The organism is Streptomyces sp. NPDC033131 (genome assembly GCF_055578365.1).
In genome coordinates this window covers 23,067-49,146 of sequence record NZ_JBVIPA010000048.1, presented here as the reverse complement: position 1 = coordinate 49,146, position 26,080 = coordinate 23,067, and the positions used below count along the sequence as shown (strand labels likewise).

Below are 26,080 nucleotides of genomic sequence, written 5' to 3'. Positions count from 1 at the left end.
GCTTCTCGTATCACGGCTTCTCGGTCAGCCACAGACGCTTTCCGTTCACTTCTGCGGCGGGCTTCTCCCAGACCCCGACGATCTCCTCGGCCAGGTCCTTCACGTCGGTGAAGCCCGCGAACTTCGCGTTGGGGCGCTCGGCGCGCATCGCGTCGTGCACCAACGCCTTCACCACCAGGATGGCAGCGGCGGAGGTCGGCCCGTCCGCGCCAGCGGAGATCCCCGCCTTGCGGAAGTAGTCGGCGAGCGCGAGCGTCCACGCCTCGGCGGCGGCCTTGGCGGCGGAGTACGCGGCGTTGCCCGCGGTGGGCCTGCTGGCACCCGCGGCGCTGATCAGGACGTACCGGCCCCGGTCGCTGCGCTGCAACGCCTCGTGGAAGGCGAGGGAGGTGTGCTGCACGGTGCGGATCAGCAGCAGCTCGAGCAGGTCCCAGTCGTGCAGGTTGGTCTTGGCGAAGGTCTCGCTGCCCCGCCAGCCGCCGACGAGGTGGACCACGCCGTCGACCCGGCCGAACTCCTTCTCGGTATGGACGGCCCAGTCGCGGGTCGAGTCCAGGTCGAGCAGGTCGACCGTCTCCCCGGTGACCGTGGCGCCGCCGGCGCTGTAGCGGGCCGCGTCCACGGCCTCCGCCAGCCGCTCGGGGTCGTTGTCCGCGCCGACGACGGTCGCGCCCGCCTCGGCGAGCCTGAGAAGCGTCGCGCGCCCCGCGGGTCCGCCCGCGCCGGCCACCGCGATCACCGCACCGCTGAGAGCCCCGTTCCCCATGGTCTTCGCCTCCTGAGCAATGTGCGCTGGTTCACCGTGCACGCGGTCGCTCACGCGGCGACCCGCTCGGCGCTCTCCGCCGTGATGCCCCGGGTGGAGGCGATCACGCTCTTCAGCTTCTTGGAAAGTGCCTCATAGAACATGCTCAGCGGAAACTCGTCCGGAAGCACGTCATCGACGAGTTTCCGCGGCGGCTGCGTCAGGTCGAGGGCGTCGGGGCCCTTGGCCCAGCGGGAGCCCGGGTGCGGTGCGAGGTAGGTGGAGACCAGCTCGTATCCGGCGAACCAGTGGACGAGCTTGGGGCGGTCGATGCCGTCGCGGTACAGCTGTTCGATGTCGGCGCACAGCTCGTTGGTGACCTGGGGCGCGCGCTGCCAGTCGATGAACAGCTTGTTGTCGGTCCAGCGGACGACGTCGTGCTTGTGGAGGTAGGCGAACAGGAGCTGGCCGCCGAGGCCGTCGTAGTTGCGCACGCGCTCACCGGTGACCGGGAAGCGGAACATGCGGTCGAACAGCACCGCGTACTGCACGTCACGGGCCTGCGGGACGCCGTCGGCCTCCAGCTTCACGGCCTCCCTGAAGGCGGTGAGGTCACAGCGCAGCTCTTCGAGGCCGTACATCCAGAACGGCTGGCGCTGCTTGATCATGAACGGGTCGAAGGGCAGGTCGCCGTGGCTGTGGGTGCGGTCGTGGACCATGTCCCACAGCACGAAGGCCTCCTCGCAGCGCTTCTGGTCGTGGACCATCGCGGCGGTGTCCTCGGGCAGCTCCAGGCCCAGGATGTCGACGGCGGCGTCGGTGACCCGGCGGAAGCGGGCCGCCTCGCGGTCGCAGAAGATGCCGCCCCAGCTGAACCGCTCGGGCGCCTCGCGCACGGCGATGGTCTCGGGGAAGAGGACGGCGGAGTTGGTGTCGTAGCCGGCCGTGAAGTCCTCGAACCTGATGCCGCAGAACAGCGGGTTGTCGTAACGGGTGCGCTCCAGTTCGGCCAGCCACTGGGGCCAGACCATGCGCAGCACGACCGCCTCGAGGTTGCGGTCCGGATTGCCGTTCTGCGTGTACATCGGGAAGACGACCAGGTGCTGCAGGCCGTCCGCGCGGTTCGCGGCGGGCTGGAAGGCCAGCAGTGAGTCGAGGAAGTCCGGCACCCGGAAGCCGCCCTCCGCCCAGTGGTGCAGGTCCTTCACGAGGGCCTGGTGATAGGCGCTGTCGTGCGGGAGCAGCGGGGAAAGCTCCTCGACGGAGTGGACGACACGCCGGACGGCGCGTTCCGCCTCCGCAGGGTCCGGGGCGCCCTCCGCGTCGAAGTCGATCGATCCGTCCTTGGACTGCCATGGCCGGATCCGCTCCACCGCATCCTTGAGCACGGGCCACGCCGGATGCTCCACCACCCTGACCGCGGGAGGAACCTGGCCCCCCGAACCCACCTGCACAAGAATTTCCGTCATGTCCCATCCTCCACGGGAAAACCTCACGTCACGACACCGTATGCATACGAGGATTCTCCCAGCAAGTGGAGCCTCGGGAAATTGTTCTGCGGCACCCCGATGGTCACAGGATTTTTTCCTGCCGGACATGTGTTCGGCAAACGCTTCCGCGTGGCGCACCCGCTCCCGTCGCAGGCGCGGGTTCATCGCCCGGCCGGGCCGCTAGGCTTCGGACCTGCCCACACGGCCGTCCGCCCCGGCCGCGCGCGGTTCCCCCACCGCCACCCCCGACGGAAGCGAGTCGCATCTTGAACTTCCTCACCATCGGTCACCGCGGAGTCATGGGTGTCGAGCCCGAGAACACCCTCCGTTCCTTCGTCGCCGCCGAGCAGGCGGGCCTCGACGTCATCGAACTCGATCTGCACCTGAGCAAGGACGGCGCCCTCGTCGTGATGCACGACACCGACGTGGACCGTACGACCGACGGCAGCGGCCCGATCGCCGATCAGACCCTCGCCGAGCTGCGCGCCCTGGACGCGGGCCGCGGTGAGCGGGTCCCCGTGTTCGAGGAGGTGCTGGACGGCGTACACGCGCCGTTGCAGGCCGAGATCAAGGACGTGGCGGCGGCGCGCGCGCTGGCGGAGGTCATGCACCGCCGGGACCTGACCTCCCGCGTGGAGGTCTCCTCGTTCCACGACGAGGCGATCGCCGAGATCGCCCGGCTGGTGCCCGGGGTTCGGACCGCGCTGATCGCCAGCCGGTTCGGTCCCGACATCGTGGACCGCGCGGTCGCGGCCGGTGCCTCGACCGTCTGCCTGAACATCCGCCGGCTCACCCTGGAGGTCGTCGAGGACGCCCGGAAGGCCGATCTGAAGATCATCGGCTGGGTGGTGAACACGCAGGACCAGCTGCGGCTGGTACGGGCGCTGGGGCTGGACGGCGCCACCACCGACTATCCGGAGATCAAACGCACCGGCCGCTTCACGGCGTGACGCCTATGCGAGCTCCTTGATCAGCAGCTCGAACTGCAGGTCGTCGCGCTGCGGCACACCGAAGCGCTCGTCGCCGTACGGGAAGGGGGTCATCCGTCCCGTACGGCGGTAGCCGCGGCGCTCGTACCACGCGATGAGGTCGTCGCGTACGGAGATCACCGTCATGTGCATCTCGGTGACGTCCCAGGTCTCGCGGGCGGTCCGCTCCGCCTCCGAGATGATCACCTTGCCGAGGCCGGCGCCCTGGAGATCCGGGCTGACCGCGAACATCCCGAAGTAGGCGTGCGCGCCACGGTGTTCGAGCTGGCAACAGGCGACCAGCCGCCCCTCGCGCTCGACCGTGAGCAGCCTGCTGTCGGGCGACTTGATGACCTCCCGCACGCCCTCCGGGTCCGTCCGCTGCCCTTCGAGGATGTCCGCCTCGGTGGTCCACCCGCGGCGGCTGGCGTCCCCCCGGTACGCCGACTCGATCAGCACGACCAGCGCGTCCACGTCGGCGTCGGTGGCGTCGCGGAAGGTCAGTGCGGTTTCCATGGTCGGCTCTCCGGTTCTCGCGCGGCTCGGGCCCGACGAGAGTAACCCCCTGCCCCTGCGCTCCGGATGCATGGTGCATGTACTGAGTGGCCGCAGGTGTCCGGGCGGCCCGACGTGGCGCCGTCACCGGCCGTGCGCTTGTGGATGCAGGTCGAGGACGTGTCCGCCGCGCACGACGAGCTGCGGCCCCATGAGGGTCGAGATCGTGCGGCCGCCGGTGAAGGAGCCTGTGCTCGGGTGTGCGCAAATCCTGGAGCACCCTAGGGTTTAAACGTCCGACTTAAAAAAGATTCTTCGGAAAAATCATGGATCGGCGGGAGGATTTCCGCCTTCATCCCTTGCTGTGGAGGCGAACTGTTGCAACTCTGTGGGAAGCATAGAACCGGAACGGGAGGATGCGCCGTGACGAAGATCCTGCCGCGACCTGACGAGTCGCAGCAGTCTCACAACCCCACAGCAGGACCGGCGGACTCAGCACAGCCGGCCTTCGAACTTCGCTGCGGCGGGGTCAAGTTGACCATTCAGAGCGTACCCGCATGGCTCGTCGTGGCGGTCACGACAGCCTCGGGAAGCGGAATCGCCTGGTGGTTGCAGCAGCAGTAGCAGTGACCCACCCTTGACGCTTCACTCTTCCGGCCCGATCCGGTCGTTCGAGCAGCGCGCACCAGGCTACGAGCCCAGCCGCTGAAGCCGAAAGGTGACCGACGACTGACGGGGTGCCGCCATATCGGCGCCCCGTCATGGCGATGGATGGACCGGTTCCCCGGATCTCCGGGCCGTACCTCGGGGCACCGGACCTTCCGGCCCTGTCGGACGTCAGCGGGACGGGTCAGGGACGCAGTACCCCGGCGAGCCCTTCCAGCCGGCCCAGCAACCCGGAGAGCAGGACGGCCAGTTCGTCCCGCTCGGCCGGGTCCAGGCCGGACAGCACGGTGGTCTCGTAGGCGAGCTGCGCGGGCAGGATGCCGTCGACCAGGTCGCGCCCGGCGTCGGTGAGGCGGAGGTGGGCCACCCGGCGGTCACGGCTGTCGCCGCGGCGCTCGACCAGGCCGCGTTCGGTCAGGGCCTTGAGGCGTTTGGTGACGGCGGCGCCGGAGGAGAAGGTCTCGCGGGCCAGTTCACCGGGGGTGAGCTCGTGTCCGGTGCGGCGCAGCGCGCCCAGCAGGTCGAACTCGGCGCGGCTCAGGCCCGCCCGCCGCAGCGGGGCGTCCTCGGCCTGCTGGAGGAGCGCCGCGCAGCGGTTGACCCGGCCGATGATCTCCATCGGGCCGGTGTCGAGGTCGGGATGGACGGTCTGCCACTGCCGGACCACCGCGGCGACGGTGTCGCTCCGCGTCGCTCCGGGAGCGCCCGCTCCGTTGCTCGCCGTCATGGCCGTACGTCCTCCGTCGCCTGGTGGGTATGACGGTCCAGGCCCAGGTGCGGTCCCTGGCGCCGTACCGCCGCCGCGAGCGTACGGTGTCCGGACTGCTCGGCGAGCACGACCCTCTCGTGGGGCAGGGCACGCTGCCACCATTCGCCGGACGCGGCTTCCACGGTGACCCGCAGGTCGACCAGGGCGGCGGCGAGGGCGCGACGGGCGGACTCCAGGCTTGCGGACGCGGGCCGCGGCTCCGCCAGGAGCCGAGCGGCGCGCTCGCGGGCGCGCTCCACGGCGGTCAGCGCGTGCTCGACGCCGGTGCCCGCGCGCCGGTTGGTGACGGCGACGGCAGCCACGAAGCCGACCAGGGCGCCGACGACGGTGTCAACGATCCGCTCGGTGATGAGCCGGCCGGGCTGCTGGTAGCCGGCGAACTCGGTGATGAGCAGGGCCGTCGGGGTCACACAGACGCTGCCGAGCCAGTAGTTGCGGCTGATCAGGGCCTCGGTGCCGAAGTTGAAGGCGAGGCAGCACAGGACCAGCGCCGCCGGGCCGAGGTGGGCCAACGGGACCACGGCGGCGAAGAGGAGGACACCGACGAGGTTGCCGACGACCCGCTGGACGCCCCGGCTCCAGGTGAGGGTGAGGTTGGCCTGATAGAGGGAGGCGGCGGTGACCAGGGCCCAGTAGGGGCGGCCGACGCCGAGAGCGAGCGAGGCGTAGCCGGCCAGGGCGCAGCCGAGGGCGGTGCGCACGGCGAGCGGGGTCAGCGGTCCGAGCCGGCTCCACCACGGGCGGGCCAGGGAGGCGAGTTCGGCCTCCACTCCGAGGAGTTCGTCGGTCCCGGCGGGCAGTTGCCCGGTCCGCGGGACCGCTTTGGTGCCGCGCAGGGCGCGGGCCCAGGTGCGCAGCGGCTCGGGGTCCGTGTCCGCGGGGGCGGCGAGCGCGACCTCGGCACGCACGACGAGCCGTTCGAGGGCACGCCGGGGCTCGGTGGAGGCTCCGGCGGACAGCAGCGACTGCCAGGCCGCCTGCACGGCGGCGGCCGCCGTCGCGCGGGCCTTGGCGTGTCCGGCGCCGGTGCCGTGCGTGGCGGCGTACGCGGCGGCGGCGTTCAGCGCGTGTGCGGTGGCGCGGCGCTCGGGGCCGTGCGGGCGCGGCAGGCCGGGCGCCATGCCGACGAGCCAGGCCCAGGCGCCCGTCGCGGTGGCCAGCGCCAGGTGGCCCGGGATCTGCCCGAGGGTCTGAGGCGTGAACAGGGCGGCGGAGCTGATGAAGGTGAGGACCACGTTGCCCGGCGGTCCGATACGGGTGGCGTCGCACAGCACTTTCTGCACGGCTGCCAGGGCGGCGCCGACGGCCACCAGGACGACGGCGCCGGTGGTGAGGGAGGCTGCGAGCAGGGCGACGGCGAGGCCACTGATCATGCCGAGGACCACCCATGCCAGGGCGCGGGCCCGGGCGGCGTAGGGGCGGTTGTGGGCGTAGAGCGCGCAGAGGGATCCGGCCATCGCGTACATCGCGAGGTCGAGCCGGTCGAGGGCCAGCAGGAGCAGGTTGGGCGGGGCGACCGCGACGACCACGCTCAGGGCGGGCTTGAACCAGATGTCGGAGGGCCGGCCGAGCCGCAGCACGCCGGCGAGCGGGAGGCGTCGGGCGGGCGACGCGGCGGAGGCGGGGGTCGGACGGCTCATGAACACAAGATTAGCAGGTGTTTTACCAGTAAAATACATCCGGTCACGTGCTGTGCTCCGTCGAATGCTCCCCGTGTACATCCTTGCGCTCGCTTGCGCGCCGCATGCCGAGGGCATCCCTTGACCGACCGTCGAGCACCGACCGTCAGGCACCGATCGTCGAGCGGGGAGGTGGGCGTGCACGGACCGGCTTCGCCCGGCTGGCTGCTGGTGGCGCTGTGTGCGGCGACCGGGGCGTACTGCCTGCTGCGGATGCGCAGCACCGTGGCGGCGCAGCGCCGGTCGGCGGGCGGCGAGGCGCTGATGGGCTTCGGCATGGCCGCGATGGCCGTGCCCGCCGCGGTGTTCACACCCCCGTCGTGGGCCTGGCCCGCCTACGCGGTCGTGTTCGGCGCCGCGGCGCTGCGCGCCCTGTGGGCGGCCCGGGCGAGCGCCCACCACCTGCACCACCTCGTCGGCTCCTCCGCCATGGTCTACATGGCGGTGATCATGGCCGCCTCCCCCGGACACCACACCGGATCCGGCGGCGGAATCCCGCTGCTGACGGGGGCGCTGCTCCTCTACTTCACCGGATACGTGCTGCTGTCCGGCCTGCGCCTGGTGCCCGTCGCCGCGGGAGGCGGCGCCGCGGGGTGGGGCGACCGGCCGGAGCTGGTGCGGGCGTGCCGGCTGTCGATGGGGATCGGGATGGTCACGATGCTGCTGACGCTCTGACGCGGCGTGCACGATGTGAGGGGCGTGGGCGCCGCGGCTCCGGTCGCGCGGGACACCGTACGCAACCGTTGCCTGCGTCACTTCCCGTGGCAGGCCGTACCTTCGAGCGGCCCGGCGCTCATAAGCTGCCCCCCATGATGCTCCCCGCGGCACTGTTGCTGCTCGGCGCCCTGACCGCCGTCGTCGCGCCCCGGCTGCTGGCCCGGGCCGACTGGGCGGACCGTGAACCGGTGCTCGCGCTGTGGGCGTGGCAGTGCGCGGTGGCGGCCGTACTCCTGTGCTGCGCGCTGTCGATGACCCTCAGCGCGGCGACCGCCTGGCAGGCGGTGGGCGGCCATGTGTTCGCCCCGGCACCGCACGTCGTCGTGGAGGCGTACATGCTCGGCACGGCCGAGCCGTGGGCCGCGGCGACGGCGGTGGCGCTCGCGTGCGGCGGGGCGTGGAGCGCGGCGATGCTGGTCCGGGAGGTCCTCCGGGAGCGTGCGCGCCGTCGGCGGCGCCGGGCCGAACTCCTGGTGCGCGCCCCCCTGTTGCCCGGCGAGGAGGCCGCCGGCAGTCGGCTCGTGATCCTTGAGGGCGAGCGGCCCGACGCCTGGTGGCTGCCGACCGCGGCTCCCCGGCTCGTCATCACGACGGCCGCGCTGCGCCGCCTCAAGGGCCGCCAGCTGGACGCCCTCGTCGCCCACGAGGAGGGTCACGCGCAGGCCCGGCACGACTGGCTGCTGCACTGCTCGGCGGCGCTGGCCGCCGGGTTCCCGCAAGTGCGGGTCTTCGCCGGGTTCCGCGACGAGATGCACCGGCTGGTGGAGCTCGCCGCCGACGACATGGCCTCCCGCCGCTTCGGCCGGCTGACCACCGCCCTCGCCCTGGTCGGACTGAACGAGGACCGGGGCGTGTTCGGCCCGTGCCCGACCCCGCAGGCCCACGTGCCGCAGCGGGTCCACCGGCTGCTCACACCACCGGACCGGCTCACCGCGGCGCGTCGGCTGCGGCTGACGGCGGCGGCCGCGCTGGTGCCGGTCGTGCCGGTGCTGGTGGCCTTCGTGCCGGGGTTGCGCGCGCTCGGATAGCGCCCGGCCGAGCGGGTTCGTCCGCCCCGGGATTGGCTTCCGGTCCCACGATTCGGCGAGGATCGCAGCATGCACACTCCGCCCGTCGACTCCCCGCCCCGCCCGTCGGCGCATCGCAGCGCCGCCCGTGCCGCGGGCATCCTCGCGCTGTGCTCCGCGCTGCTGATCGCTTTGGTCGCCGCCGACTGGCATCCCCTGTTCACGCTGGACGGCGACGTCTCCCGCACCACTCACCGCTGGGCCGTGGACGACCCGGACGTCACCCAGACCTTCCGCATCCTGACGGACTGGGTCTGGGACCCGTGGACGATGCGCATCCTGTGCGCGGTCGTCGTGGTGTGGCTGGTGTGGCGGCGTTCCGCCTGGTGGACGGCCGGGTGGCTGGCGCTGACCTGCGCGCTGGGCTCGCTGATCCAGCAGTCCCTGAAGGCCGCGGTCGGGCGCCCGCGGCCCGTCTGGCCCGACCCCGTCGACTCCGCGCACTACGCCGCCTTCCCCTCCGGCCACGCCATGACCGCCATGGTCGTGTGCGGCCTTCTGCTGTGGCTGCTGCACCGCCACGGCGTCGACCGCCTCCTGTGGCGTGCGGCCGTGACCGTGGCCGTGATCTCCGTCGTCGGCGTCGGCCTGACCCGCATCTGGCTGGGCGTGCACTGGCCCTCGGACGTGGTGGGCGGCTGGCTGCTGGGCGCGATGCTCGTGGCCCTGGCGGTCGCGGTCCACCAGCGGCAACGCCCGTGAACCCGCCCGCGCGCGGCTGCCGGCGCATCGGCCCGCCCGAGCCGGGGCCGACGGTTCGGCCTGACATCAGGGGCCGGGTCGACCGCTCCGCCGACGATCCCGCCGACGATCCCGCGGCCTGACTGTCCACGCCCGGGACGGCCGAGAGCGCCGAGTTGGCCGCCTTCGTCACCCCCGACGCCCTGCTGCGGCTCGCGCTCCGCAGCAGCGCGCACAGGTGGCGTGCCCGGGCGACGGCGACGGCGACGCGCCGGCCGGGGGCGAGCTCGGAACCACCGTGACTTCGGGTCCTGCCGGCGGAACACGGCCTCGTGCGTGAGGCGGCCGGGACGGCCGATGCCGCGAGCGGTGCCGGGAGTGCTCCGAGGGAGGCGAGGGCGGCTTCGCCCGCGGGTTCCGCGGCAGCGCTCTTCCCCCGGCGTGGAACGACGCCCCTTAAGATCACCTCATGGCCGCCGTGTTGTTCGACTTCTCCGGAACGCTCTTCCGCATCGAGTCCGCCGAGTCCTGGCTGCGAGCCGTCCTGGCCGAGACCGAACTCTCCCTCGACGAGACCGAGTTCCGCCGGAAAGCGCAGGCCCTCGAAAGGGTCGGCGCGCTGCCCGGCGGGACCCATCCCGTCGAACGGATCCCCGACGAGCTCGCCCACCTCTGGGAGATCCGCGACAAGAGCGCCGAGCTGCACCGGGCCGCGTACACCGGCGTGGCCCGCCAAGTACCGCTTCCCGACCCCGGGTTGTACGACGCGTTGTACGACCGGCACATGACCCCGGCCGCCTGGTCGCCGTACCCCGACGCCCTCGAGGTGCTGCGGACGCTGCGCGAGCGCGGGATCGGCGTCGGCGTGGTCAGCAACATCGGCTGGGATCTGCGGCCGGTGTTCCGCGAGCACGGCCTCGACTCCTGCGTCGACACGTACGTCCTGTCGTACGAGCACGGCATCCAGAAGCCGGATCCCCGGCTGTTCGCGACCGCCTGCGCCGCACTCGGCGTCGCACCGCAGGAAACCCTCATGGTCGGCGACGACCGGCGGGCGGACGGCGGCGCGGCGGCCCTGGGGTGCGGGGTGCACTTCGTGGACCACCTGCCGGTGGCCGAACGGCCGGACGGACTGCGGCCGGTGCTGGATCTGGCGCGCTGACCTCGGCATCCGAGGGCGGGCACCCCGCTGTACGTTGCCGGAGGCCACCATCGGGTGGTGCCCGGCCGTCCTGGACGATCCCCCGCGTCGCCCAGGACGGCGGCAACCCGGCCAGGCCCTTTCGGGGGCCGGACCGGACGCGCTGAGTATAGTTGGCTGATAGCCAGTCAACGCAGGAGTTACAGCATGTCCCCGCGCAGCGCCTCGGTCAATGAAGAGTTGCGCCGACGTTCCCGGGAGCGGCTTCTGCAGGCGGCGGTCGAACTGGTCGGCGAGCGCGGGTACGAGGCGACCACACTCGGCGACATCGCGGACAGAGCCCATTCGGCGCGCGGTCTGGTGTCGTACTACTTCCCGGGCAAGCGCAGACTCGTGCAGTCCGCCGTCCACCGGCTGATGCACCGCACGCTGGAGGAGGCCCTGGAGCGCGAGCCGCGCACCGAGGACGGACGGGAGCGGATGGCGCGGGCCATCGACGCGATCCTGGGGCTGGCGCGGGATCACCCCGTGCTGATGCGGCAGCACATGGCCGGAATCCTGCAGTCCGAGGGCTTCGTGCAGTGCCCGGAGCAGCAGCGTCTGTCCCAGTTGCTGCGGGACACCGTCGCCCGCCACGGCTCCGACGACGTCGACGCGGACTACGCCATGCTGCGCGCCCTGTTGATGGGCGCGGTCTTCGCGGCCCTGGTGCCGGGGGTGCCGATGTCCGTGCCGGTGCTGCGGGCCGAGTTGTTCAAGCGGTACCGGCTCGAGCGGGAGTCGGGGCTCCCGCCGGACACCGAGCCGGCGTCCGGCGGGGCCTGCGACAGGGATCTGTCACGGTTCTTCGCCACCGGGGCCGCACCGGAGTGCGACCCCGGGACCGGTACGACGACTCAGTCGAAGTAGTCCGGCTGCGTCTGGACGTTGAGCTCGCCCAGGCGGACCCGCTTCGCGGGGTCGGTGCGCCGGTCGTTGAGCTTCAGCACGTCGAAGCCCTTGGCGATGTCGTTGGAGTAGATGTAGCCGTTGTAGTAGTACGCCGACCAGGAACCGGCCGTGGTGAGCCGCTCGGTGTTGACCGGGCCGCGCTCGAAGTAGGCGATCTCCTTCGGGCGGGCGGAGTCGGTGAAGTCCCAGACGGAGACGCCGCCCTGGTACCAGGCCTGGACCATGATGTCCTTGCCCTTGACCGGGATGATCGAGCCGTTGTGGGCCACGCAGACCTCGACGGCCGCCTGGTGGCGGGCGATCTTGAAGTAGCTGCGGAACACGAGCTTGCGGGAGTCGCCCTTGCCGACGATGTCGTAGACGCCGTCGGCGCCCTTGTTCGGGCCGATCTCCGCGTTGCAGGTGGCCGCGCCCCCGCCGCCCAGCTCGTCGGTGAAGACGACCTTGTCGGCCTTCTGGTTGAAGGTCGCCGAGTGCCAGAACGCGAAGTTCACGTTGTCCTGCACCCGGTCGATGACCTTCGGGTTCGCCGGGTCCTTGATGGAGAAGAGGATGCCGTCACCCATGCAGGCGCCCGCGGCCAGGTCCTTCGAGGGCAGCACGGTGATGTCGTGGCAGCCGGTGGTCTTGGAGACGCCCGGGTTGGTCGGCGCACCGGGGTTGCCGCCGCCGTCCGGGCCCTCACCGGGGAAGAGCACCGGGAAGCCCACGACCGCCGCCTTCTCGGGGGCGCTGCGCGGCACCTTGATGACGGAGATGCCGTCGTGCGGCGGCTGGCAGTCCGGGTAGGTGGCGTTCGGTGAGTACGAGGAGACGTAGACGTAGACGTTCCTGCGCTCGGGCACCAGCGTGTGGGTGTGCGAGCCGCAGGCGGTCTCGACGGCGGCGACGTACTTCGGGTTCGTCTTGTCGCTGATGTCGAAGACCTTCATGCCCTCCCACGACGACTTCTCGGTGGCGGGCTGCGTGGTGCTGTTGCAACTGCTGTCGCTGCGCGAGGAGTCGGTCGACAGGAAGAGCAGGTTGCCGGATACGGAGATGTCGTTCTGCGAGCCCGGGCACAGCACCTGGGAGACGGTCCGGGGCGCCTTCGGGTTGCTGATGTCGAAGATGCGGAAGCCGTCGTAGTTGCCGGAGAAGGCGTACCTGCCCTGGAAGGCCAGGTCCGAATTGGTGCCCGGCAGGACGTCCTTGGGGATGTTGGCGAGGTGTTCGATGTTGCCGGAGTGGACGATCTCGTCCTGGCCCGGTATCTCTCCCTCGGCTATCGCCGCACGGACCTTGGCCTCGTCGCTTCTGGACACCTCCTCGCTCGCGGCCGGTGCGTCCCCGGGATCGGGGGTCGCGGCCGCCGGACCGGCCGTCAGCAGCGCTGCCAGGAGACCCACCGCTGTGGCGGCAACTCCCAGTCGTCTGTGACGCGTTCGGGGTTCTTTCAACAGGATCACTGTTTCCTCCCTAGTTCCGTTCGCGGGGGAACGGCTCACGCACCACCGAAGTATCGTCTTCACCATGCACATATCAACAGGGGGCAACGAAGACGTAATGAAGGTTTTTGATCAGTCACACGTCCGAGCGTGTTAGGACGGTCTTCGACACTCACGAGGTGTCCCCCGCCCCGCCTGCCACAGGAGGTCGTTGTGCCCTTCCGTCGTGCGTACCGCGCACCCTTCGCCGCGGCCTCGCTGGCCACCCTCGCCGTGCTCGGCCTCGGGGGCTGCGACTCCGGGTCGGATGCGAAGTCGGCTTCGGAGACCGGCCCTTCGGTGCTCGTGCCCGGGCAGCCCGGGGAGGCGAACCGGACGATGTCCGCCGAGGACGCCGCGCAGCAGCGCACCGACGACGACTCCCCCAATGCGGCCGACATCGCCTACGCGCGGATGATGATCGAGCACCACGCCCAGGCCCTCGCGATGACCGAACTGGTCCCGGATCGCGCCGAGTCGTCGAAGCTCGGCAAGCTCGCCGAACGGATCGCCGCCGCCCAGGGGCCGGAGATCGAGAGCATGCGGGCCTGGCTGTCGGAGCACGGCGAGGACGAGAAGGGCGACGGTCACACGCACGCCTCGATGCCCGGCATGGCGACCGAGGCCCAGCTGAAGAAGCTGCGCACGGCGAAGGGCGAGGCGTTCGACGAGCTCTTCCTGACCCTGATGATCACGCATCACGAGGGCGCGATCACGATGGCCACGGACGTGAAGGGGCAGGGCAACAACATCCGGATCGAGGAGATGGCCGACGAGGTGGTGGCTCAGCAGACCAGCGAGATCACGCGGATGCGGGACATGCGGTGACCCTCTTGCGGGCCACGGCCCGGCCTGCCTGCTGAGCGGCCCACCGCCCGACGGGCTGCTCAGCGGCGCGCGTGACGTGGTGTCAGGTATCCGGCGTCACGTGCCTGGGCGATCAGCCGCAGCGACTTGCGGCGGCTGTGCCCGGTCGCGCACATCACCGCGAGCACGGGGTCGACGCCCTCCTCCTGGGCCGCCCGGTACTCCTGCGCGACGAGCCGGCGCCCCTCGACCCCGCGCGGCCAGGCGGGGCGGGCGCGGCGCGACCCGGCCACCTCGGGTTCGGGCTCGGGTCCGGCGCCCGAGACCTCGGCGAGCGGGTCCTCGATCCAGTCCGCGAGCACGGCCAGGTCGTCGAGGGACAGGGCCGGCTGGGCCCGGACGTCCTCCAGGCAGACGCGTCCCTGGGACACCACGGCGAGCGCGTCGACGCGGGCGCCGTCGCCGAACTCCAGCCGGACGTCGAACCATGCCGTCGTCACGGCGCCCTCGTTCTCCCGCACTTCCCACGCGGGCCACACGGACACGGTGCCATCCGTCGGACACCGATCGGAAAGATGAAGAAAAGATGCTTCTAGCACACACGCAACGTAACCGCATGATCACATTCCATACGAACGGACACGCGTGCTCGTCCGGCGCACCGCACCCTGTCAGCGGAGCGGCGGCGGTGCCATGCTGGAGGTGACAGCGATCTCCCGTCGACCCCCCGGGTCCCTGGGTGAGGAGTTCCGCCGTGCTGCATGTCGCCGTCGTCGGCTCGGGACCGAGCGGGTGCTACACCGCCCAGAGCCTGGTCCAGCAGGACCCCGAAGTGCGTGTCGACGTCCTGGACCGGCTGCCGTGCCCTTACGGCCTGGTGCGGTACGGCGTGGCGCCGGACCACGAGAAGATCAAGTCGCTGCAGAACAATCTGCGCACGGTCCTGGAGCACGAGCGGGTGCGCTTCCTGGGCGGTGTCCCGGTCGGCCCCGGGGGCGTGCCGGCCGCCCGACTGCGCGGGCTGTACCACGCCGTCGTGTACTGCGTGGGCGCCGCGACCGACCGGCACCTCGGGATCCCCGGTGAGGACCTGCCCGGCAGCTGGTCGGCGACGGAGTTCGTGTCCTGGTACAGCGCACACCCCGACTCCGCGGCCGACGGCTTCGTGATCGGCGCCCGCTCGGCGGTGGTCATCGGCGTGGGGAACGTCGCCGTGGACGTCACGCGGATGCTGGCCCGGGGCCTCGCGGAGCTGAGCCCGACCGACATGCCGCAGGCGGCGCTCACCGCGCTGGCCGCGAGCCAGGTGAGCGAGGTCCACATGGTGGGGCGGCGCGGCCCTTCCCAGGCCCGCTTCACCACCAAGGAGCTGCGCGAGCTGGGCGCCCTGCCGGGCACCGAAGTCGCCGTCGACCCGGCGGAGTTGGCCCTGGACCCGGCCTACGTCGACCCGTCCGGGCTGCCCGCGGCGCAGCGTCGCAACGTGGAGGTGCTGCGCGGCTGGGCGGAGGGCGGGGCACGGCAGCCCGCACCCCATCGGATCCGGCCGCGGTTCTTCCTGCGGCCCGTCGAACTGCTCGCCGACGCGGGGCGCGTGGGCGCGGTGCGGTTCGAGCGGACGGCGCCGGACGGGCGCGGCGGGGTCACGGGCACGGGCGTCTTCGAGGAGATCGAGGCCCAGCTGGTGCTGCGTTCGGTGGGCTATCGGGGGGTGCCGCTGGAGGGGCTGCCGTTCGACCCGGCGAGCGGCACGGTACCCAATGTCGCCGGGCGGGTGCTGCGCGAGGGCGCGGTCGCGCCGGGCGAGTACGTGGCGGGCTGGATCAAGCGAGGCCCGACGGGCGTCATCGGCACCAACCGTCCGTGCGCCAAGGAGACGGTGACGTCGCTGCTGGAGGACGCCCCCGTGCTCGTACACGAAGACCTCGCCGGCGACCCGCTCGAGGCACTGCGGGCCGACGGGATCCGTCCCGTCCAGTGGGCGGGCTGGCAGGCGATCGAGCGGGCCGAGGCCGAGCTCGGGGCGTCTCTCGGGCGGGGTGTGGTGAAGCTGCCGGACTGGGAGTCCCTGCTGATGGCGGCGCGATCGACCGCCCCTTAGCGGCTTCGCGGACAACTGGGTGGGCATGACACACATCGGCAACAGCACAGAAATCAACAAACTGTTCAAGCCTCGTACGGTCACGTGCTGTTCGTATGTCCCCAGCCATCCGCCGCTCTGGAGTGCCCATGGCAACGACCGCACCCGTGCATCCCGTCGACGAGGTCCCACCCGTACGGCAACTGGCCGCCTTCGGTCTCCAGCACGTGCTCGCGATGTACGCGGGTGCGGTGGCCGTGCCGCTGATCGTCGGCGGTGCGATGAAGCTGTCGGCCGCGGACCTGGCGTACCTGATCACCGCGGACCTGCTGGTGTGCGGTATCGCCACGCTGATCCAGTGCATCGGCTTCTGGCGGTTCGGTGTGCGGCTGCCGATCATGCAGGGCTGTACGTTCGCGGCCGTGTCGCCGATGGTGCTCATCGGTACGACGGGCGGCGGACTGCCCGCGATCTACGGCTCGGTGATCGTCGCGGGGCTCGCGATCGTGCTGCTCGCGCCGGTCTTCGGCAGGCTGCTGCGGTTCTTCCCGCCGCTCGTGACGGGCACGGTCATCCTGGTCATCGGCATCTCGCTGCTGCCGGTCGCGGGCAACTGGGTGGCGGGCGGCGTCGGCGCTGAGGACTTCGGGGAGCCGAAGAACATCGCTCTGGCCGCCTTCGTGCTCGCGGTGGTGCTGGGCGTGCAGCGCTTCGCGCCGGAGTTCCTGAGCCGGATCGCGGTGCTCATCGGCATCGCGGTCGGCCTGGCCGTCGCCGTGCCCTTCGGCTTCACCGACTTCGACGGGGTCCAGAACGCCGACTGGGTCGGCATCAGCACGCCGTTCCACTTCGGGGCGCCCACCTTCGAGGCGTCGGCGATCATCTCGATGCTGGTGGTTGCGCTGGTGTGCATGACCGAGACGACCGGTGACTTCATCGCGGTCGGCGAGATGACCGACCGGAAGGTGGACCCGCGTTCCCTGTCCGACGGACTGCGCGCCGACGGCCTCTCCACCGTCCTGGGCGGCGTCTTCAACACCTTCCCGTACACGGCGTACGCGCAGAACGTCGGCCTGGTCGGCATGACCCGGGTGCGCAGCCGCTGGGTCGTCGCCGTCGCGGGCGGCATCCTCGTCCTGCTCGGCCTGCTCCCCAAGCTGGGCGCGGTGGTGGCGGCCGTCCCGGCGCCGGTCCTCGGCGGAGCGGGCCTGGTGATGTTCGGGACGGTCGCCGCGAGCGGCCTGAGGACGCTGGCCCAGGTGGACTTCAGGGGCAACAACAACCTGACCGTGGTGGCCGTCTCGGTCGCCATGGGCGTGCTGCCGGTCGGCGTGCCGACGATCTACGAGAAGTTCCCGGACTGGTTCCAGACGGTGATGACCAGCGGCATCAGCGCGGGCTGCCTGACGGCGATCGTCCTGAACCTGCTCTTCAACCACCTGCCGGCGAGGGCGGGGTCACCCTCCGACGCGGACGGCCTGCCGGGCGGCGGCATCGAGGAGGGCGTCGAGAAGTCCCGGGAAGAGGTCGTCTAGGTCGTCCCGGCGCAGGCCGTTCATCTTGGCCGTGCCCCGGTAGACCTGCCGGATCACGCCGGCCTCCCGCAGCACCCGGAAGTGGTGCGTGGTCGTGGACTTGGTCACGGGCAGGTCGAAGCGCGAACAGGAGAGCTCGTCGCCGACGGCGGCGAGCTCTCGCACGATCCGCAGCCTCATCGGGTCCGACAGCGCGTGCAGCACGGATTCCAGCCGGACCTCCTCGCGTGCCGGATGCGGGAGGTCACGGCTACTGACGGCGGGGGAGGTCACGGCTGCTCCACATGCTCGGGGTGCCCCATTGTACGAGAGGTCTCGTAGTTTGACATCCACCGTACTACGATGCCTATCGTACGAGTCGTCCATCGGCCCCGCGACGATCGGAGCAGTTCTTCATGAGCGCCCTCTTCCAGCCCCTCAGCCTGCGTGACGTGACCATCCCCAACCGGGTGTGGATGCCCCCGATGTGCCAGTACTCGGCGGCACCGGACGGACCGGACGCCGGTGCGCCCGACGACTGGCACTTCGCGCACTACGCGGCCCGCGCGGCCGGCGGCACGGGCCTGATCGTCGTCGAGGCCACCGCCGTCAGCCCCGAGGGCCGGATCTCCCCGCACGACCTCGGCATCTGGAACGACACCCAGGTCGAGGCGTTCCGCCGGATCACCCGTTTCCTGGTGTCCCAGGGCACGGTCCCGGGCATCCAGCTCGCCCACGCGGGCCGCAAGGCCTCGACCGACCGGCCCTGGACGGGCGGCGCGCCGCTCGGGCCGGACGCGCATGGATGGCAGCCGGTGGGGCCCAGCCCGCTCGCGTTCGACGAGAACCACCCGGTGCCGACCGAGCTGACGGTCGACCAGATCCGGGAGGCCGTCGGTCAGTTCGCGGACGCGGCCCGTCGCGCCCTCGCCGCCGGCTTCGAGGTCGCCGAGATCCACGGCGCCCACGGCTATCTGATCGGCAACTTCCTCTCCCCGCACTCCAACCACCGCACCGACGCCTACGGCGGCTCGTACGAGAACCGCACCCGCTTCGCCCTCGAAGTCGTCGACGCCGTACGGCAGGTCTGGCCGGACGACAAGCCGCTGTTCTTCCGCGTCTCGGCTACGGACTGGCTGGCGGAGGGCGGCTGGACACCGGACGACACCGTCCGCTTCGCCCGCGATCTGCTGGCCCACGGCATCGACCTGCTCGACGTCTCCTCCGGCGGCAACGCCTCCGGCGTCCGTATCCCGACCGGCCCCGGCTACCAGGTGCCCTTCGCCGCTCGCGTCAAGGCCGAGACGTCCCTCCCGGTCGCCGCGGTCGGCCTCATCACCGACGTCGAACAGGCCGAGAAGATCCTGGCCAACGAGGAGGCGGACGCCGTGTTCCTGGGCCGCGAGCTGCTGCGCAACCCCTCGTGGGCCCGGCAGGCGGCGCGGGAACTGGGCGGGGACGTGCACGTGCCGGACCAGTACCACCGGTCGGTCTGAGCATCGCCGGCCTCGTGCAGGGGGCGCGTTCCGCCGTACCGACAACGACACGGTCGCCGGGCGGCCGGGAACCCCGGCCGCCCGGCGACCCGGAACGTCACCCCGTACAGGCCGTCCCGTTGAGCGTGAACGCGCCCGGGGCCGCGCTGTTCCCGGTGTGGTTGGCCTGATAGCCGAGCGTGACGCTCGCGTTCGGGGCGAGCGTGCCGTTGTACGAGACGTTCGTCGCCGTCACCGCCCCGGAGGACGGCGTGTACGTGGCGCCCCAGCCGTTGGTGATGGTCTGGCCGGCCGGAAGCGTGAAGCCGAGTGTCCAGCCGTTGATCGCCGTCGTGCTGGTGTTGGTGAGGGTGACGGAAGCGGTGAGGCCCGTGTTCCAGGCACTGGTGGAGGCCGTCACCTTGCAGGCGCCGGGCTGGGGTTGGGGTGCCGGCCCCGAACCGTCCAGGCCGAAGAAGGTGAGGGCGCGGGCCGCCATGCCGGTGACGTAGAGGTTGTGGCCGATGCCCTGGAGGCTGATCGCCTCGACCGGGGCACGGTCACCCGTGCCGCCGTAGCGGGTGCGGTTCCAGCCGGCGACGGGTGTGTCGGTGGCGGCCGGGGTCTGGCTGACGCCCAGGACGTTCGTCCACTGCTTGATCTCCTCCCCGAAGTTGGGATAGCGCAGCACGTCGTCCTCGGTGCCGTGCCATACCTGCATGCGCGGCCGGGGTCCGGTGTAGCCGGGGTAGGCGGCGCGCACCAGATCGCCCCACTCCTGCGGGGTGTGGGTCACCGTGCCACCCGAGCAGGCGCTGTTCCACTCGGAGCCGTCGGTGGTGGCGAAGCAGCCGAACGGTACGCCGGAGAAGGCGGCGCCCGCCGAGAAGACGTCGGGGTAGTCGCCCAGCAGGACGTTCGTCATCATCGCGCCGGACGAGATGCCGGTGGCGAAGATCCTCGCCGGGTCCGCGGAGTAGGTGCGGCTGACCCAGTCGACCATCGACTTGATGCCGACGGGGTCGCTGCCGCCGCCCCGCTTCAGCGCCTGGGGTGAGGAGACGTCGAAGCACTTGCTGGCGCGGGTGACGGAGGGGTAGACGACCACGAACCCGTAGCGGTCGGCCAGAGAGGCCCACTCCGTGTTGGTGTACATGGCCGGTCCGGAGCCGGTGCAGTAGTGCACGGCGACCACGACCGCGGGCTTCGCGGTGACGCTGTCCGGCACGTACAGGTACATCTGGAGGTTGCTGGGATTGGTGCCGAAGTCCGTGACTTCGGTGAGCGTCGCGGTGGGTGCCGCGGCTGCCCGTTCGGGGCGGGCCGTGGCCGTCGGCGCGGTGAGAAGGGTGACCGCGAGCAACGGCACCAGTGCCGCGAGCAGCGTCACGAGCACCGAACGCAGGGGACTTCCATGGGGGTTACGGGGGGTGTCGGGCACGTCCTTGTCCCTTTCTGGTCGCGGCTCAGGGGACGTGGTTCGGCGTTTCCTTGGCTGTGGCCGTTCAGCAGGTGGAGTTCGTCTGGGTCGACAAGGCCGGCTTCCAGGGCAGTCGGGAGGAGTCACCGCCGGCCGCCGGGTCGAGGCACTGGTAGAGGAACCGCAGTCGGCAGGGGGTGATCGTGAGGGTCTGGTCGACGCCGTCCCGGATCAGCTCGCCGTGGCTGAAGTCCTTGGTCCAGGCAGGCTGCCCGGCCTCGAAGGTCACGTTGTCCGCGCGGATGAAGGCGCCCGCCCCGGTGTCCGCGAGCGGGGTCCAGGTGCCGCCCGGGCTGTCGGCCGTCCAGGCCCGGAAGTAGCGCCGCCAGTCGGACTTGGTGGCCGGCGCCTCCACGAGCATGAGGTACTTGCCGCTCTTGCCGAGACGGTAGACGTTGCCCGCCTCGAAGAGGTCGGAGCGGTTGGGTTCGGCCAGCACGATCTCGGTGTCGCGGAACCCGTTCGGGAACTCGGCGCGCGTGGTCCGCGAGCGGTACTGGTGGCCGTTGTCGTCGGAGAAGAACAGACAGCAGTCGGTCTTGTCGCAGATCGTCCAGAAGTCCAGCCAGAACCCGCTGCCCTTGTTCTCCGTGAGTACGGGGGGCTCGCTGTCGAAGAAGTAGCGCGGGGCGCTCCAGCTCTTGGGTTCGGAGGGGGCGGTGGTGGAGTAGGACGGCGGACCCGTCCGGGAAACCATGTACCAGAGCTTCTGCGGGGCGAAGTAGAACACCTGGGGCTCGGCGGCGTAGCGGTTGCCGATGTTCGGGTTTGGCGTCCAGGAAGGTCTGCGGTGCGGCCGCCGCCTGGGACCAGTCCCTGAAGCCGCTGTAGGCCAGGCTCCACCGGCCGGCGGTGTCGGCGATGGTCGCGTAGACGTGCCAGCGGTTCTTGTGGCGGAACACCGTCGGGTCCTTCACCGAGACGACCGGGTGACCGGCGTCAGGCGTGGCAGCGATCAGCGGGCCGGTCGAGGACCAGGTGAAGGAGCCGGGCAGCGGGTCCGGCCGACCGGCCCCCAGGTCACCTGCGGCCGCCGGGCCGGGCGACAGGGTCGCCAGACCGACGGCCGGCAAGGCGAGCACAAGCCCACTGACGTACGTACGCATACGTGGAGTCGTCATCGACCGGCCTCTCACGGAAGGAAGGCATCCGCCGAGCATCGTGGCATGCACATGGCTGACGTGGAAGCGCTCCCACACAACGAAAGAATTCGCTCGCCCGCCCCACCAGGAGCGGCCGGATGTGTTCTGCGCGAAGCGTTGACTAGAAAGCGCTTGCCCTCTACGTTCCGTTCAGCAGTGTGACCGCGTCGGATCACCCCACGCCTACACGGCCACTCTGTACGTCCGCGGCGATCACCATGACGAACAACGGTCATTCACATGAATGACCAAGCACCGCGAAGGGACGCACCCGCATGCGTACTCTCCCCCCACATACGCACACGCAAAGATCAGCGTCAGCGGCCGGCGCGGTCGCTCTGGCGAAGGTCGCCGTGCCGGCCGTCCCCCAGCCGGCCGGCGCCGCCGAGAATTCGCCGATCGGCTTCGGCGCCGGCGCGACCGGCGGCGGCGGCGCCACGGCGGTCACGGTCTCGTCGTTGGCCGCCTTCAGGACGGCGGTGACCGGCAACTCGGCCAAGGTCGTCAAGGTCAACGGCCTGATCCCACTGAGCGGTCAGGTCGACGTCGGCTCCAACACCACGGTTCTGGGCGTCGGTTCGTCGTCCGGGTTCACCGGGGGCGGGCTGCGCCTGAAGAAGGTCACGAACGTCGTGATCCGCAACCTGAACATCAGCAAGCCGCTCGCGCCGGCCGACGGCGTCACCGTCGAGGCGTCGACGAAGGTGTGGATCGACCACAACTCCTTCTCGGCCGACCGGGACCACGACAAGGACCACTACGACGGGCTGTTGGACATCAACCACGGCTCCGACAACGTCACGGTGTCCTGGAACACCTTCAAGGACCACTTCAAGGGCTCGCTCGCCGGTCACAGCGACAACAACGCGAGCGAGGACACCGGGCACCTGAAGGTGACGTACCACCACAACCAGTTCAGCAACGTCTACTCGCGCATCCCGAGCCTGCGCTTCGGCACCGGACACTTCTACGACAACTACGTCGTCGGCGCCGATACCGCCGTGCACTCCCGTATGGGCGCTCAGATGCTCGTGGAGAACAACGTCTTCCGTTCGACGAAGGTCGCGGTCACCACGAACCGCAGCAGTGACGTCGACGGATTCGCCAACCCGCGTGGCAACGACCTGGGTGGAGCCGCCACCGAGGTCTCGCGGGTCGGCACCTTCACCACCGCTCCGTACAGCTACACCGCCGAGCCCGCCTCCTCCGTCGTCGCCTCGGTGACGAGCGGCGCGGGCACCGGAAAGCTCTGACCACCCCCGACAGGGAAGAAGGATTCGGGACATGACTTCTTCGGCACATCCGCGCACCCGCGTGCGCGCGCTGACCGGCATGCTGGCCGCTCTCGGCTTAGCGGTTGGCATGATCATGACAGACGGCGCCCTCTCCACTCCGGCGAACGCCGCCACCTGGCCCACCGCGAACGGCAGCCAGGGCACCTCCGCCACCATCCCCGTGTCCGGCACCAAGGACTACGCGATGAAGCGGTTCTACGGAACCGGGGACCTGGCCGGCGACGGCCAGGAGGAGGGACAGGACCCGATCTTCAGGCTCGCGAACGGCGCGGTGCTGAAGAACGTCATCCTCGGCGGGCCGGCCGCCGACGGCATCCACTGCGAGGGCAGCTGCACGCTGCAGAACGTCTGGTGGGAGGACGTCGGCGAGGACGCCGCCACCTTCCGGGGCGGCACGGGTGCCACCTATCACGTGATCGGTGGAGGCGCGAAGAAGGCCGCGGACAAGGTCTTCCAGCACAACGGCGGCGGCACGCTGAACATCTCCAACTTCGCGGTCCAGGAGTTCAAGACGCTCTACCGCTCCTGCGGTGACTGCTCCACGCAGCACACGCGGAAGGTCAACCTCAACACCATCGAGGTGACCGGGACAGGCACCACCGCCCGGCTCGTCGGCATCAACGTCAACCGCAACGACGTGGCCACCCTGCGCAACATCACGATCCTGAACGACGCCGGCCGGAAGGTCGTTCCCTGCCAGAAGTACAACAACAACACCGCTGTCGGAACCGGCCCCGACAGCACGAACTGCCTGTACAGCACCTCGGACGTCACCTACAGGTAGCCCCCTGGTGAAGGCGGCCGTACGAAGCGCCCCCGCACGGCGCTTCGCACGGCCGCCGTGTCATGCCCGGTGCCCGCGCGCCCACGCCGCCCCGGTGATCTCCCGCTGGTAGCCCGCGTACGCGGCGCGCAGATCCGCGCCCGGCCAGTCGGCGGGCAGGAGTTCCGGCGGCAGCACGGGGTCGGCGAGCAGGTGGCGCACGACGGCCGCGAAGGCGGTGAGGCGGTCGGCGGGCCGGTCCGCGCGGGCGACGTGGGCGAGCAGTGCCCGAGCCGTGCCGGACCAGGAGGCGAGCGGCCACAGGCTCGCCGCCAGTTCACGTGCGGGCCGATCGGGGCGGGCCGCATAATGCTGAGCCACCTGGTCGAGGTCGCCGGGCAGCGGCCGGAGCAGATTGTCGGGCCGGAGCCAGACGCCCTCGCGGAGCTCGGCGAGCCGGAGGGCTGCCAACCGGGAGCGCAGGTCGGCCCGTTCGGCGGCGCCGCGACCCGTCGCGGTGATCACGACCATCTCCCAGTCGCCGCCCCACGCGCGCGCGTGCGGGTGCACGGCGTCGTCCTGGCGGCGCTGGCGTTCCAGCAGCCGGTCGCTCAGGCGGTAGCCACCGTCGGTGCGCCGCAGATCGCCCGCCGCCGTCATCCGGCTGAGCGCCGCCCGCAGGGTGGACCCGCCGACGCCGAACGGCTCCACGGCGCGCACGAGGTCCTTCGCCGCCAGCTCCGGTGGATGCACACCCAGCAGCAGGCTCAGGACGACCGACCGCGCGGACAGGGGGCGCAGGTCGGCCTCGCCGGGCTGGGCCGTCGCGTTCATCCGCATGGGCACGTACTTTACGGGCGGCCTTCATGTTGCATCATTGCTGCGACCGCAGTGAGAGTGCAACACTCCCCGTATGGTCCTCACACCCGAGCACGAGCGGTACGCCACGCACGACGTCACCAACCAGCCCCCTCCCCTGGCTCCCTACGACGCGTCCGGGGACACGGCCCTCCTTGAGGGGCTGCGCCGGGAGGGCGCCGGATGGGCCGAGGAGGGCATCCGGCGGCTCGGCCTCAGGGCCGGCAGCGTGCAGGCCCAGGAGTGGGCCGAACTGGCCAACCGCCATGAACCCGAACTGCGGACGCACGACCGGTACGGCAACCGCGTCGACGAGGTCGAGTTCCACCCCAGCTGGCACCACCTGATGCGGGTCGCGGTCGGCGAGGGGCTGGCGGGCGCGCCCTGGGCGGACGACCGGCCCGGAGCCCATGTCGCCCGTACCGCGGGCGGGCTGGTGTGGGGGCAGACGGACGCCGGCCACGGCTGTCCCACCTCGATGACGTACGCGGCGATCCCCGCGCTGCGCCGCCAGCCCGAGCTCGCGAAGATCTACGAACCGCTGCTGACCGGCCGCGCGTACGACCCGGAGCTCAGGGTGCCGACCGAGAAGCGCGGCCTGCTGGCGGGCATGGGGATGACGGAGAAGCAGGGCGGCTCCGACGTCCGCACCAACACGACGGCGGCCACGCCCACCGCCGAACCGGGCGTGTACACGCTGCGCGGGCACAAGTGGTTCACGTCGGCGCCGATGTGCGACCTGTTCCTGGTGCTGGCGCAGGCCCCGGACGGACTGTCCTGCTTCCTCGTGCCGCGGGTGCTGCCCGACGGGAGCCGCAACACGTTCCGCATCCAGCGGCTGAAGGACAAGCTGGGCAACCGGTCGAACGCCTCCTCCGAGCCCGAGTTCGACGGGACGGTGGCCTGGCTGGTCGGTCCCGAGGGTCAGGGCGTCAAGACGATCATCGAGATGGTCAACTGCACCCGCCTGGACTGCGTGATGATGTCGGCGACGCTCATGCGCAGGACGCTCGTCGATGCGGGCCACCATGTGCGCCATCGCAGCGCGTTCGGCGCGCGCCTCGTCGACCAGCCGCTGATGCGCAACGTCCTGGGTGACCTCGCGCTGGAGTCGGAGGCGGCGACGACGCTCGCCCTGCGGCTGGCCGGCGCGGCCGACCGGGCGGTGCGCGGGGGCGCCGACGAGGCGGCGTTCCGCCGGATCGCGACCGCCGTCGGCAAGTACTGGGTCACCAAGCGGGGCCCGGCCTTCACCGCGGAGGCCCTGGAGTGCCTCGGCGGCAACGGGTACGTCGAGGAGTCGGGCATGCCCCGCCACTACCGCGAGGCTCCCCTGCTGTCGATCTGGGAGGGCTCGGGGAACGTCAACGCACTGGACGTCCTGAGGGCGTTGCGACGCGAGTCCCGCAGTGCTCAGGCCCTCTTCGCCGAACTCGCCCTGGCCCAGGGCGCGGACGTTCGCCTGGACGCGGCGGTGACGCGGCTGAAAGGACAGCTGGCGCAGACCTCCGAGGCCGGTGCGCGGCGGCTGGTGGAGCTGATGGCCCTGACGCTGCAGGCCTCACTCCTGGTCCGGTACGCCCCGCCCGCCGTCGCCGACGCCTTCTGCGCGAGCCGGCTCGGAGGCGACTGGGGGCACGCCTTCGGCACGCTCCCCGACGCCACCGACCTGGACGCCGTCCTCGCCCGAGCACTGCCCGACGGCGGCTGAAACGCCGCCCGCAGGGGCCTTCTCGGCCGGTTCGCACACAGTAGCCCCCCGATTCCGCTTCGTTGTCAGTGCCGTGGTGCAGACTCACGATCAGTGGGGACTTCGCCTGGGGAGGACAAC

At 71.1% G+C, this 26,080-nt stretch carries 24 protein-coding genes and 2 pseudogenes; 14 read left to right on the top strand and 12 right to left on the bottom strand.

The features are described from left to right. Nucleotides 1-10 precede the first annotated feature (10 nt). Nucleotides 11-766: an SDR family NAD(P)-dependent oxidoreductase gene (locus tag ACZ5XS_RS39050; protein ID WP_468659582.1), complete on the bottom strand. Its 756-nt coding sequence runs from the start codon at nucleotides 764-766 to the stop codon at nucleotides 11-13. Between the two features lie 50 nt (nucleotides 767-816). Next, nucleotides 817-2,214: a DUF6421 family protein gene (locus ACZ5XS_RS39045; protein WP_468659580.1), complete on the bottom strand. Its 1,398-nt coding sequence runs from the start codon at nucleotides 2,212-2,214 to the stop codon at nucleotides 817-819. A 287-nt stretch (nucleotides 2,215-2,501) separates the two neighbouring features. On the opposite strand from ACZ5XS_RS39045, the gene ACZ5XS_RS39040 reads away from it, so the two are divergent. Then, nucleotides 2,502-3,185, top strand: a complete 684-nt coding sequence (locus tag ACZ5XS_RS39040; RefSeq protein ID WP_468659578.1) for a glycerophosphodiester phosphodiesterase — start codon at nucleotides 2,502-2,504, stop codon at nucleotides 3,183-3,185. Between the two features lie 3 nt (nucleotides 3,186-3,188). Here ACZ5XS_RS39040 and ACZ5XS_RS39035 read toward each other — a convergent pair whose 3' ends face one another. Beyond that, complete coding sequence (locus tag ACZ5XS_RS39035; protein WP_468659576.1) at nucleotides 3,189-3,719, bottom strand: GNAT family N-acetyltransferase; 531 nt, start codon at nucleotides 3,717-3,719, stop codon at nucleotides 3,189-3,191. Nucleotides 3,720-3,812: 93 nt separating this feature from the next. Between ACZ5XS_RS39035 and ACZ5XS_RS39030 the strand changes: the two are divergent. Next, nucleotides 3,813-3,948: pseudogene (locus tag ACZ5XS_RS39030) on the top strand (VOC family protein); the annotation flags it as partial. 600 nt (nucleotides 3,949-4,548) lie between these two features. Here the strand turns inward: ACZ5XS_RS39030 and ACZ5XS_RS39025 are convergent. Both ACZ5XS_RS39025 and ACZ5XS_RS39020 read right to left on the bottom strand, forming a co-directional pair. After that, complete coding sequence (locus ACZ5XS_RS39025; protein ID WP_468659574.1) at nucleotides 4,549-5,091, bottom strand: MarR family winged helix-turn-helix transcriptional regulator; 543 nt, start codon at nucleotides 5,089-5,091, stop codon at nucleotides 4,549-4,551. Next, on the bottom strand, nucleotides 5,088-6,773 hold the full coding sequence (locus tag ACZ5XS_RS39020) for an FUSC family protein (protein WP_468659572.1): 1,686 nt from the start codon (nucleotides 6,771-6,773) through the stop codon (nucleotides 5,088-5,090). Before ACZ5XS_RS39020 ends, ACZ5XS_RS39025 begins: the two co-directional genes overlap by 4 nt. A gap of 177 nt (nucleotides 6,774-6,950) precedes the next feature. Between ACZ5XS_RS39020 and ACZ5XS_RS39015 the strand changes: the two genes are divergently transcribed. From ACZ5XS_RS39015 to ACZ5XS_RS38995, 5 genes are all read left to right on the top strand, one after another. After that, nucleotides 6,951-7,487: a DUF5134 domain-containing protein gene (locus tag ACZ5XS_RS39015; protein WP_468659570.1), complete on the top strand. Its 537-nt coding sequence runs from the start codon at nucleotides 6,951-6,953 to the stop codon at nucleotides 7,485-7,487. Nucleotides 7,488-7,621: 134 nt separating this feature from the next. Beyond that, nucleotides 7,622-8,557 carry a M56 family metallopeptidase gene (locus ACZ5XS_RS39010; RefSeq protein ID WP_468659568.1) on the top strand — a complete coding sequence of 312 codons (936 nt, stop codon included), beginning with the start codon at nucleotides 7,622-7,624 and terminating at the stop codon, nucleotides 8,555-8,557. Between the two features lie 69 nt (nucleotides 8,558-8,626). After that, nucleotides 8,627-9,298 (top strand): phosphatase PAP2 family protein, encoded by a 672-nt coding sequence (locus ACZ5XS_RS39005; protein ID WP_468659566.1) that lies wholly within the window; start codon nucleotides 8,627-8,629, stop codon nucleotides 9,296-9,298. A gap of 448 nt (nucleotides 9,299-9,746) precedes the next feature. Beyond that, nucleotides 9,747-10,439 carry an HAD family hydrolase gene (locus ACZ5XS_RS39000; protein ID WP_468659564.1) on the top strand — a complete coding sequence of 231 codons (693 nt, stop codon included), beginning with the start codon at nucleotides 9,747-9,749 and terminating at the stop codon, nucleotides 10,437-10,439. A gap of 186 nt (nucleotides 10,440-10,625) precedes the next feature. Then, a complete protein-coding gene (locus ACZ5XS_RS38995) occupies nucleotides 10,626-11,327 on the top strand; it encodes a TetR/AcrR family transcriptional regulator (RefSeq protein ID WP_468659562.1) in 702 nt (233 codons plus the stop codon). Here the strand turns inward: ACZ5XS_RS38995 and ACZ5XS_RS38990 are convergent. Continuing rightward, nucleotides 11,315-12,817 carry an LVIVD repeat-containing protein gene (locus tag ACZ5XS_RS38990; protein WP_468659560.1) on the bottom strand — a complete coding sequence of 501 codons (1,503 nt, stop codon included), beginning with the start codon at nucleotides 12,815-12,817 and terminating at the stop codon, nucleotides 11,315-11,317. The two genes, ACZ5XS_RS38995 and ACZ5XS_RS38990, sit on opposite strands and share 13 nt — an antisense overlap. Nucleotides 12,818-13,009: 192 nt before the next feature. Here ACZ5XS_RS38990 and ACZ5XS_RS38985 point away from each other — a divergent pair, with 192 nt between their 5' ends. Further along, a complete protein-coding gene (locus tag ACZ5XS_RS38985; protein ID WP_468659558.1) occupies nucleotides 13,010-13,663 on the top strand; it encodes a DUF305 domain-containing protein in 654 nt (217 codons plus the stop codon). Nucleotides 13,664-13,722: 59 nt separating this feature from the next. Here ACZ5XS_RS38985 and ACZ5XS_RS38980 read toward each other — a convergent pair whose 3' ends face one another. Continuing rightward, nucleotides 13,723-14,187 (bottom strand): DUF6214 family protein, encoded by a 465-nt coding sequence (locus tag ACZ5XS_RS38980; protein ID WP_468659556.1) that lies wholly within the window; start codon nucleotides 14,185-14,187, stop codon nucleotides 13,723-13,725. Between the two features lie 209 nt (nucleotides 14,188-14,396). Between ACZ5XS_RS38980 and ACZ5XS_RS38975 the strand changes: the two genes are divergently transcribed. Beyond that, entirely contained in the window at nucleotides 14,397-15,743 is a 1,347-nt protein-coding gene (locus ACZ5XS_RS38975; protein WP_468659554.1) for an FAD-dependent oxidoreductase, read from the top strand. A gap of 128 nt (nucleotides 15,744-15,871) precedes the next feature. After that, nucleotides 15,872-17,257, top strand: a complete 1,386-nt coding sequence (locus ACZ5XS_RS38970; protein ID WP_468659552.1) for a nucleobase:cation symporter-2 family protein — start codon at nucleotides 15,872-15,874, stop codon at nucleotides 17,255-17,257. Here ACZ5XS_RS38970 and ACZ5XS_RS38965 read toward each other — a convergent pair. Next, complete coding sequence (locus tag ACZ5XS_RS38965; protein WP_468659550.1) at nucleotides 17,180-17,530, bottom strand: ArsR/SmtB family transcription factor; 351 nt, start codon at nucleotides 17,528-17,530, stop codon at nucleotides 17,180-17,182. The two genes, ACZ5XS_RS38970 and ACZ5XS_RS38965, sit on opposite strands and share 78 nt — an antisense overlap. Nucleotides 17,531-17,652: 122 nt before the next feature. On the opposite strand from ACZ5XS_RS38965, the gene ACZ5XS_RS38960 reads away from it, so the two are divergent. After that, nucleotides 17,653-18,732 (top strand): NADH:flavin oxidoreductase/NADH oxidase, encoded by a 1,080-nt coding sequence (locus ACZ5XS_RS38960; RefSeq protein ID WP_468659548.1) that lies wholly within the window; start codon nucleotides 17,653-17,655, stop codon nucleotides 18,730-18,732. Between the two features lie 97 nt (nucleotides 18,733-18,829). Here ACZ5XS_RS38960 and ACZ5XS_RS38955 read toward each other — a convergent pair whose 3' ends face one another. The 3 genes and pseudogenes from ACZ5XS_RS38955 to ACZ5XS_RS38945 form a co-directional block, all read right to left on the bottom strand. Next, nucleotides 18,830-20,107, bottom strand: a complete 1,278-nt coding sequence (locus tag ACZ5XS_RS38955) for an extracellular catalytic domain type 1 short-chain-length polyhydroxyalkanoate depolymerase (protein ID WP_468659599.1) — start codon at nucleotides 20,105-20,107, stop codon at nucleotides 18,830-18,832. A 109-nt stretch (nucleotides 20,108-20,216) separates the two neighbouring features. Then, a complete protein-coding gene (locus tag ACZ5XS_RS38950) occupies nucleotides 20,217-20,888 on the bottom strand; it encodes a non-reducing end alpha-L-arabinofuranosidase family hydrolase (protein WP_468659546.1) in 672 nt (223 codons plus the stop codon). 139 nt (nucleotides 20,889-21,027) lie between these two features. Then, nucleotides 21,028-21,297 (bottom strand): annotated as a pseudogene (locus ACZ5XS_RS38945) (non-reducing end alpha-L-arabinofuranosidase family hydrolase); the annotation flags it as partial. A gap of 311 nt (nucleotides 21,298-21,608) precedes the next feature. Between ACZ5XS_RS38945 and ACZ5XS_RS38940 the strand changes: the two are divergent. Together ACZ5XS_RS38940 and ACZ5XS_RS38935 are read left to right on the top strand one after the other, a co-directional pair. After that, on the top strand, nucleotides 21,609-22,586 hold the full coding sequence (locus ACZ5XS_RS38940; protein WP_468659544.1) for a pectate lyase family protein: 978 nt from the start codon (nucleotides 21,609-21,611) through the stop codon (nucleotides 22,584-22,586). A gap of 31 nt (nucleotides 22,587-22,617) precedes the next feature. Beyond that, the gene (locus ACZ5XS_RS38935) at nucleotides 22,618-23,412 is read left to right on the top strand and encodes a pectate lyase (RefSeq protein WP_468659542.1); all 795 of its coding nucleotides are present in this window, start codon (nucleotides 22,618-22,620) and stop codon (nucleotides 23,410-23,412) included. Between the two features lie 60 nt (nucleotides 23,413-23,472). Here ACZ5XS_RS38935 and ACZ5XS_RS38930 read toward each other — a convergent pair whose 3' ends face one another. Continuing rightward, the gene (locus ACZ5XS_RS38930) at nucleotides 23,473-24,231 is read right to left on the bottom strand and encodes a PaaX family transcriptional regulator C-terminal domain-containing protein (protein WP_468659540.1); all 759 of its coding nucleotides are present in this window, start codon (nucleotides 24,229-24,231) and stop codon (nucleotides 23,473-23,475) included. Between the two features lie 73 nt (nucleotides 24,232-24,304). Here ACZ5XS_RS38930 and ACZ5XS_RS38925 point away from each other — a divergent pair, with 73 nt between their 5' ends. Beyond that, on the top strand, nucleotides 24,305-25,960 hold the full coding sequence (locus tag ACZ5XS_RS38925; protein ID WP_468659538.1) for an acyl-CoA dehydrogenase family protein: 1,656 nt from the start codon (nucleotides 24,305-24,307) through the stop codon (nucleotides 25,958-25,960). Nucleotides 25,961-26,080: the final 120 nt, after the last annotated feature.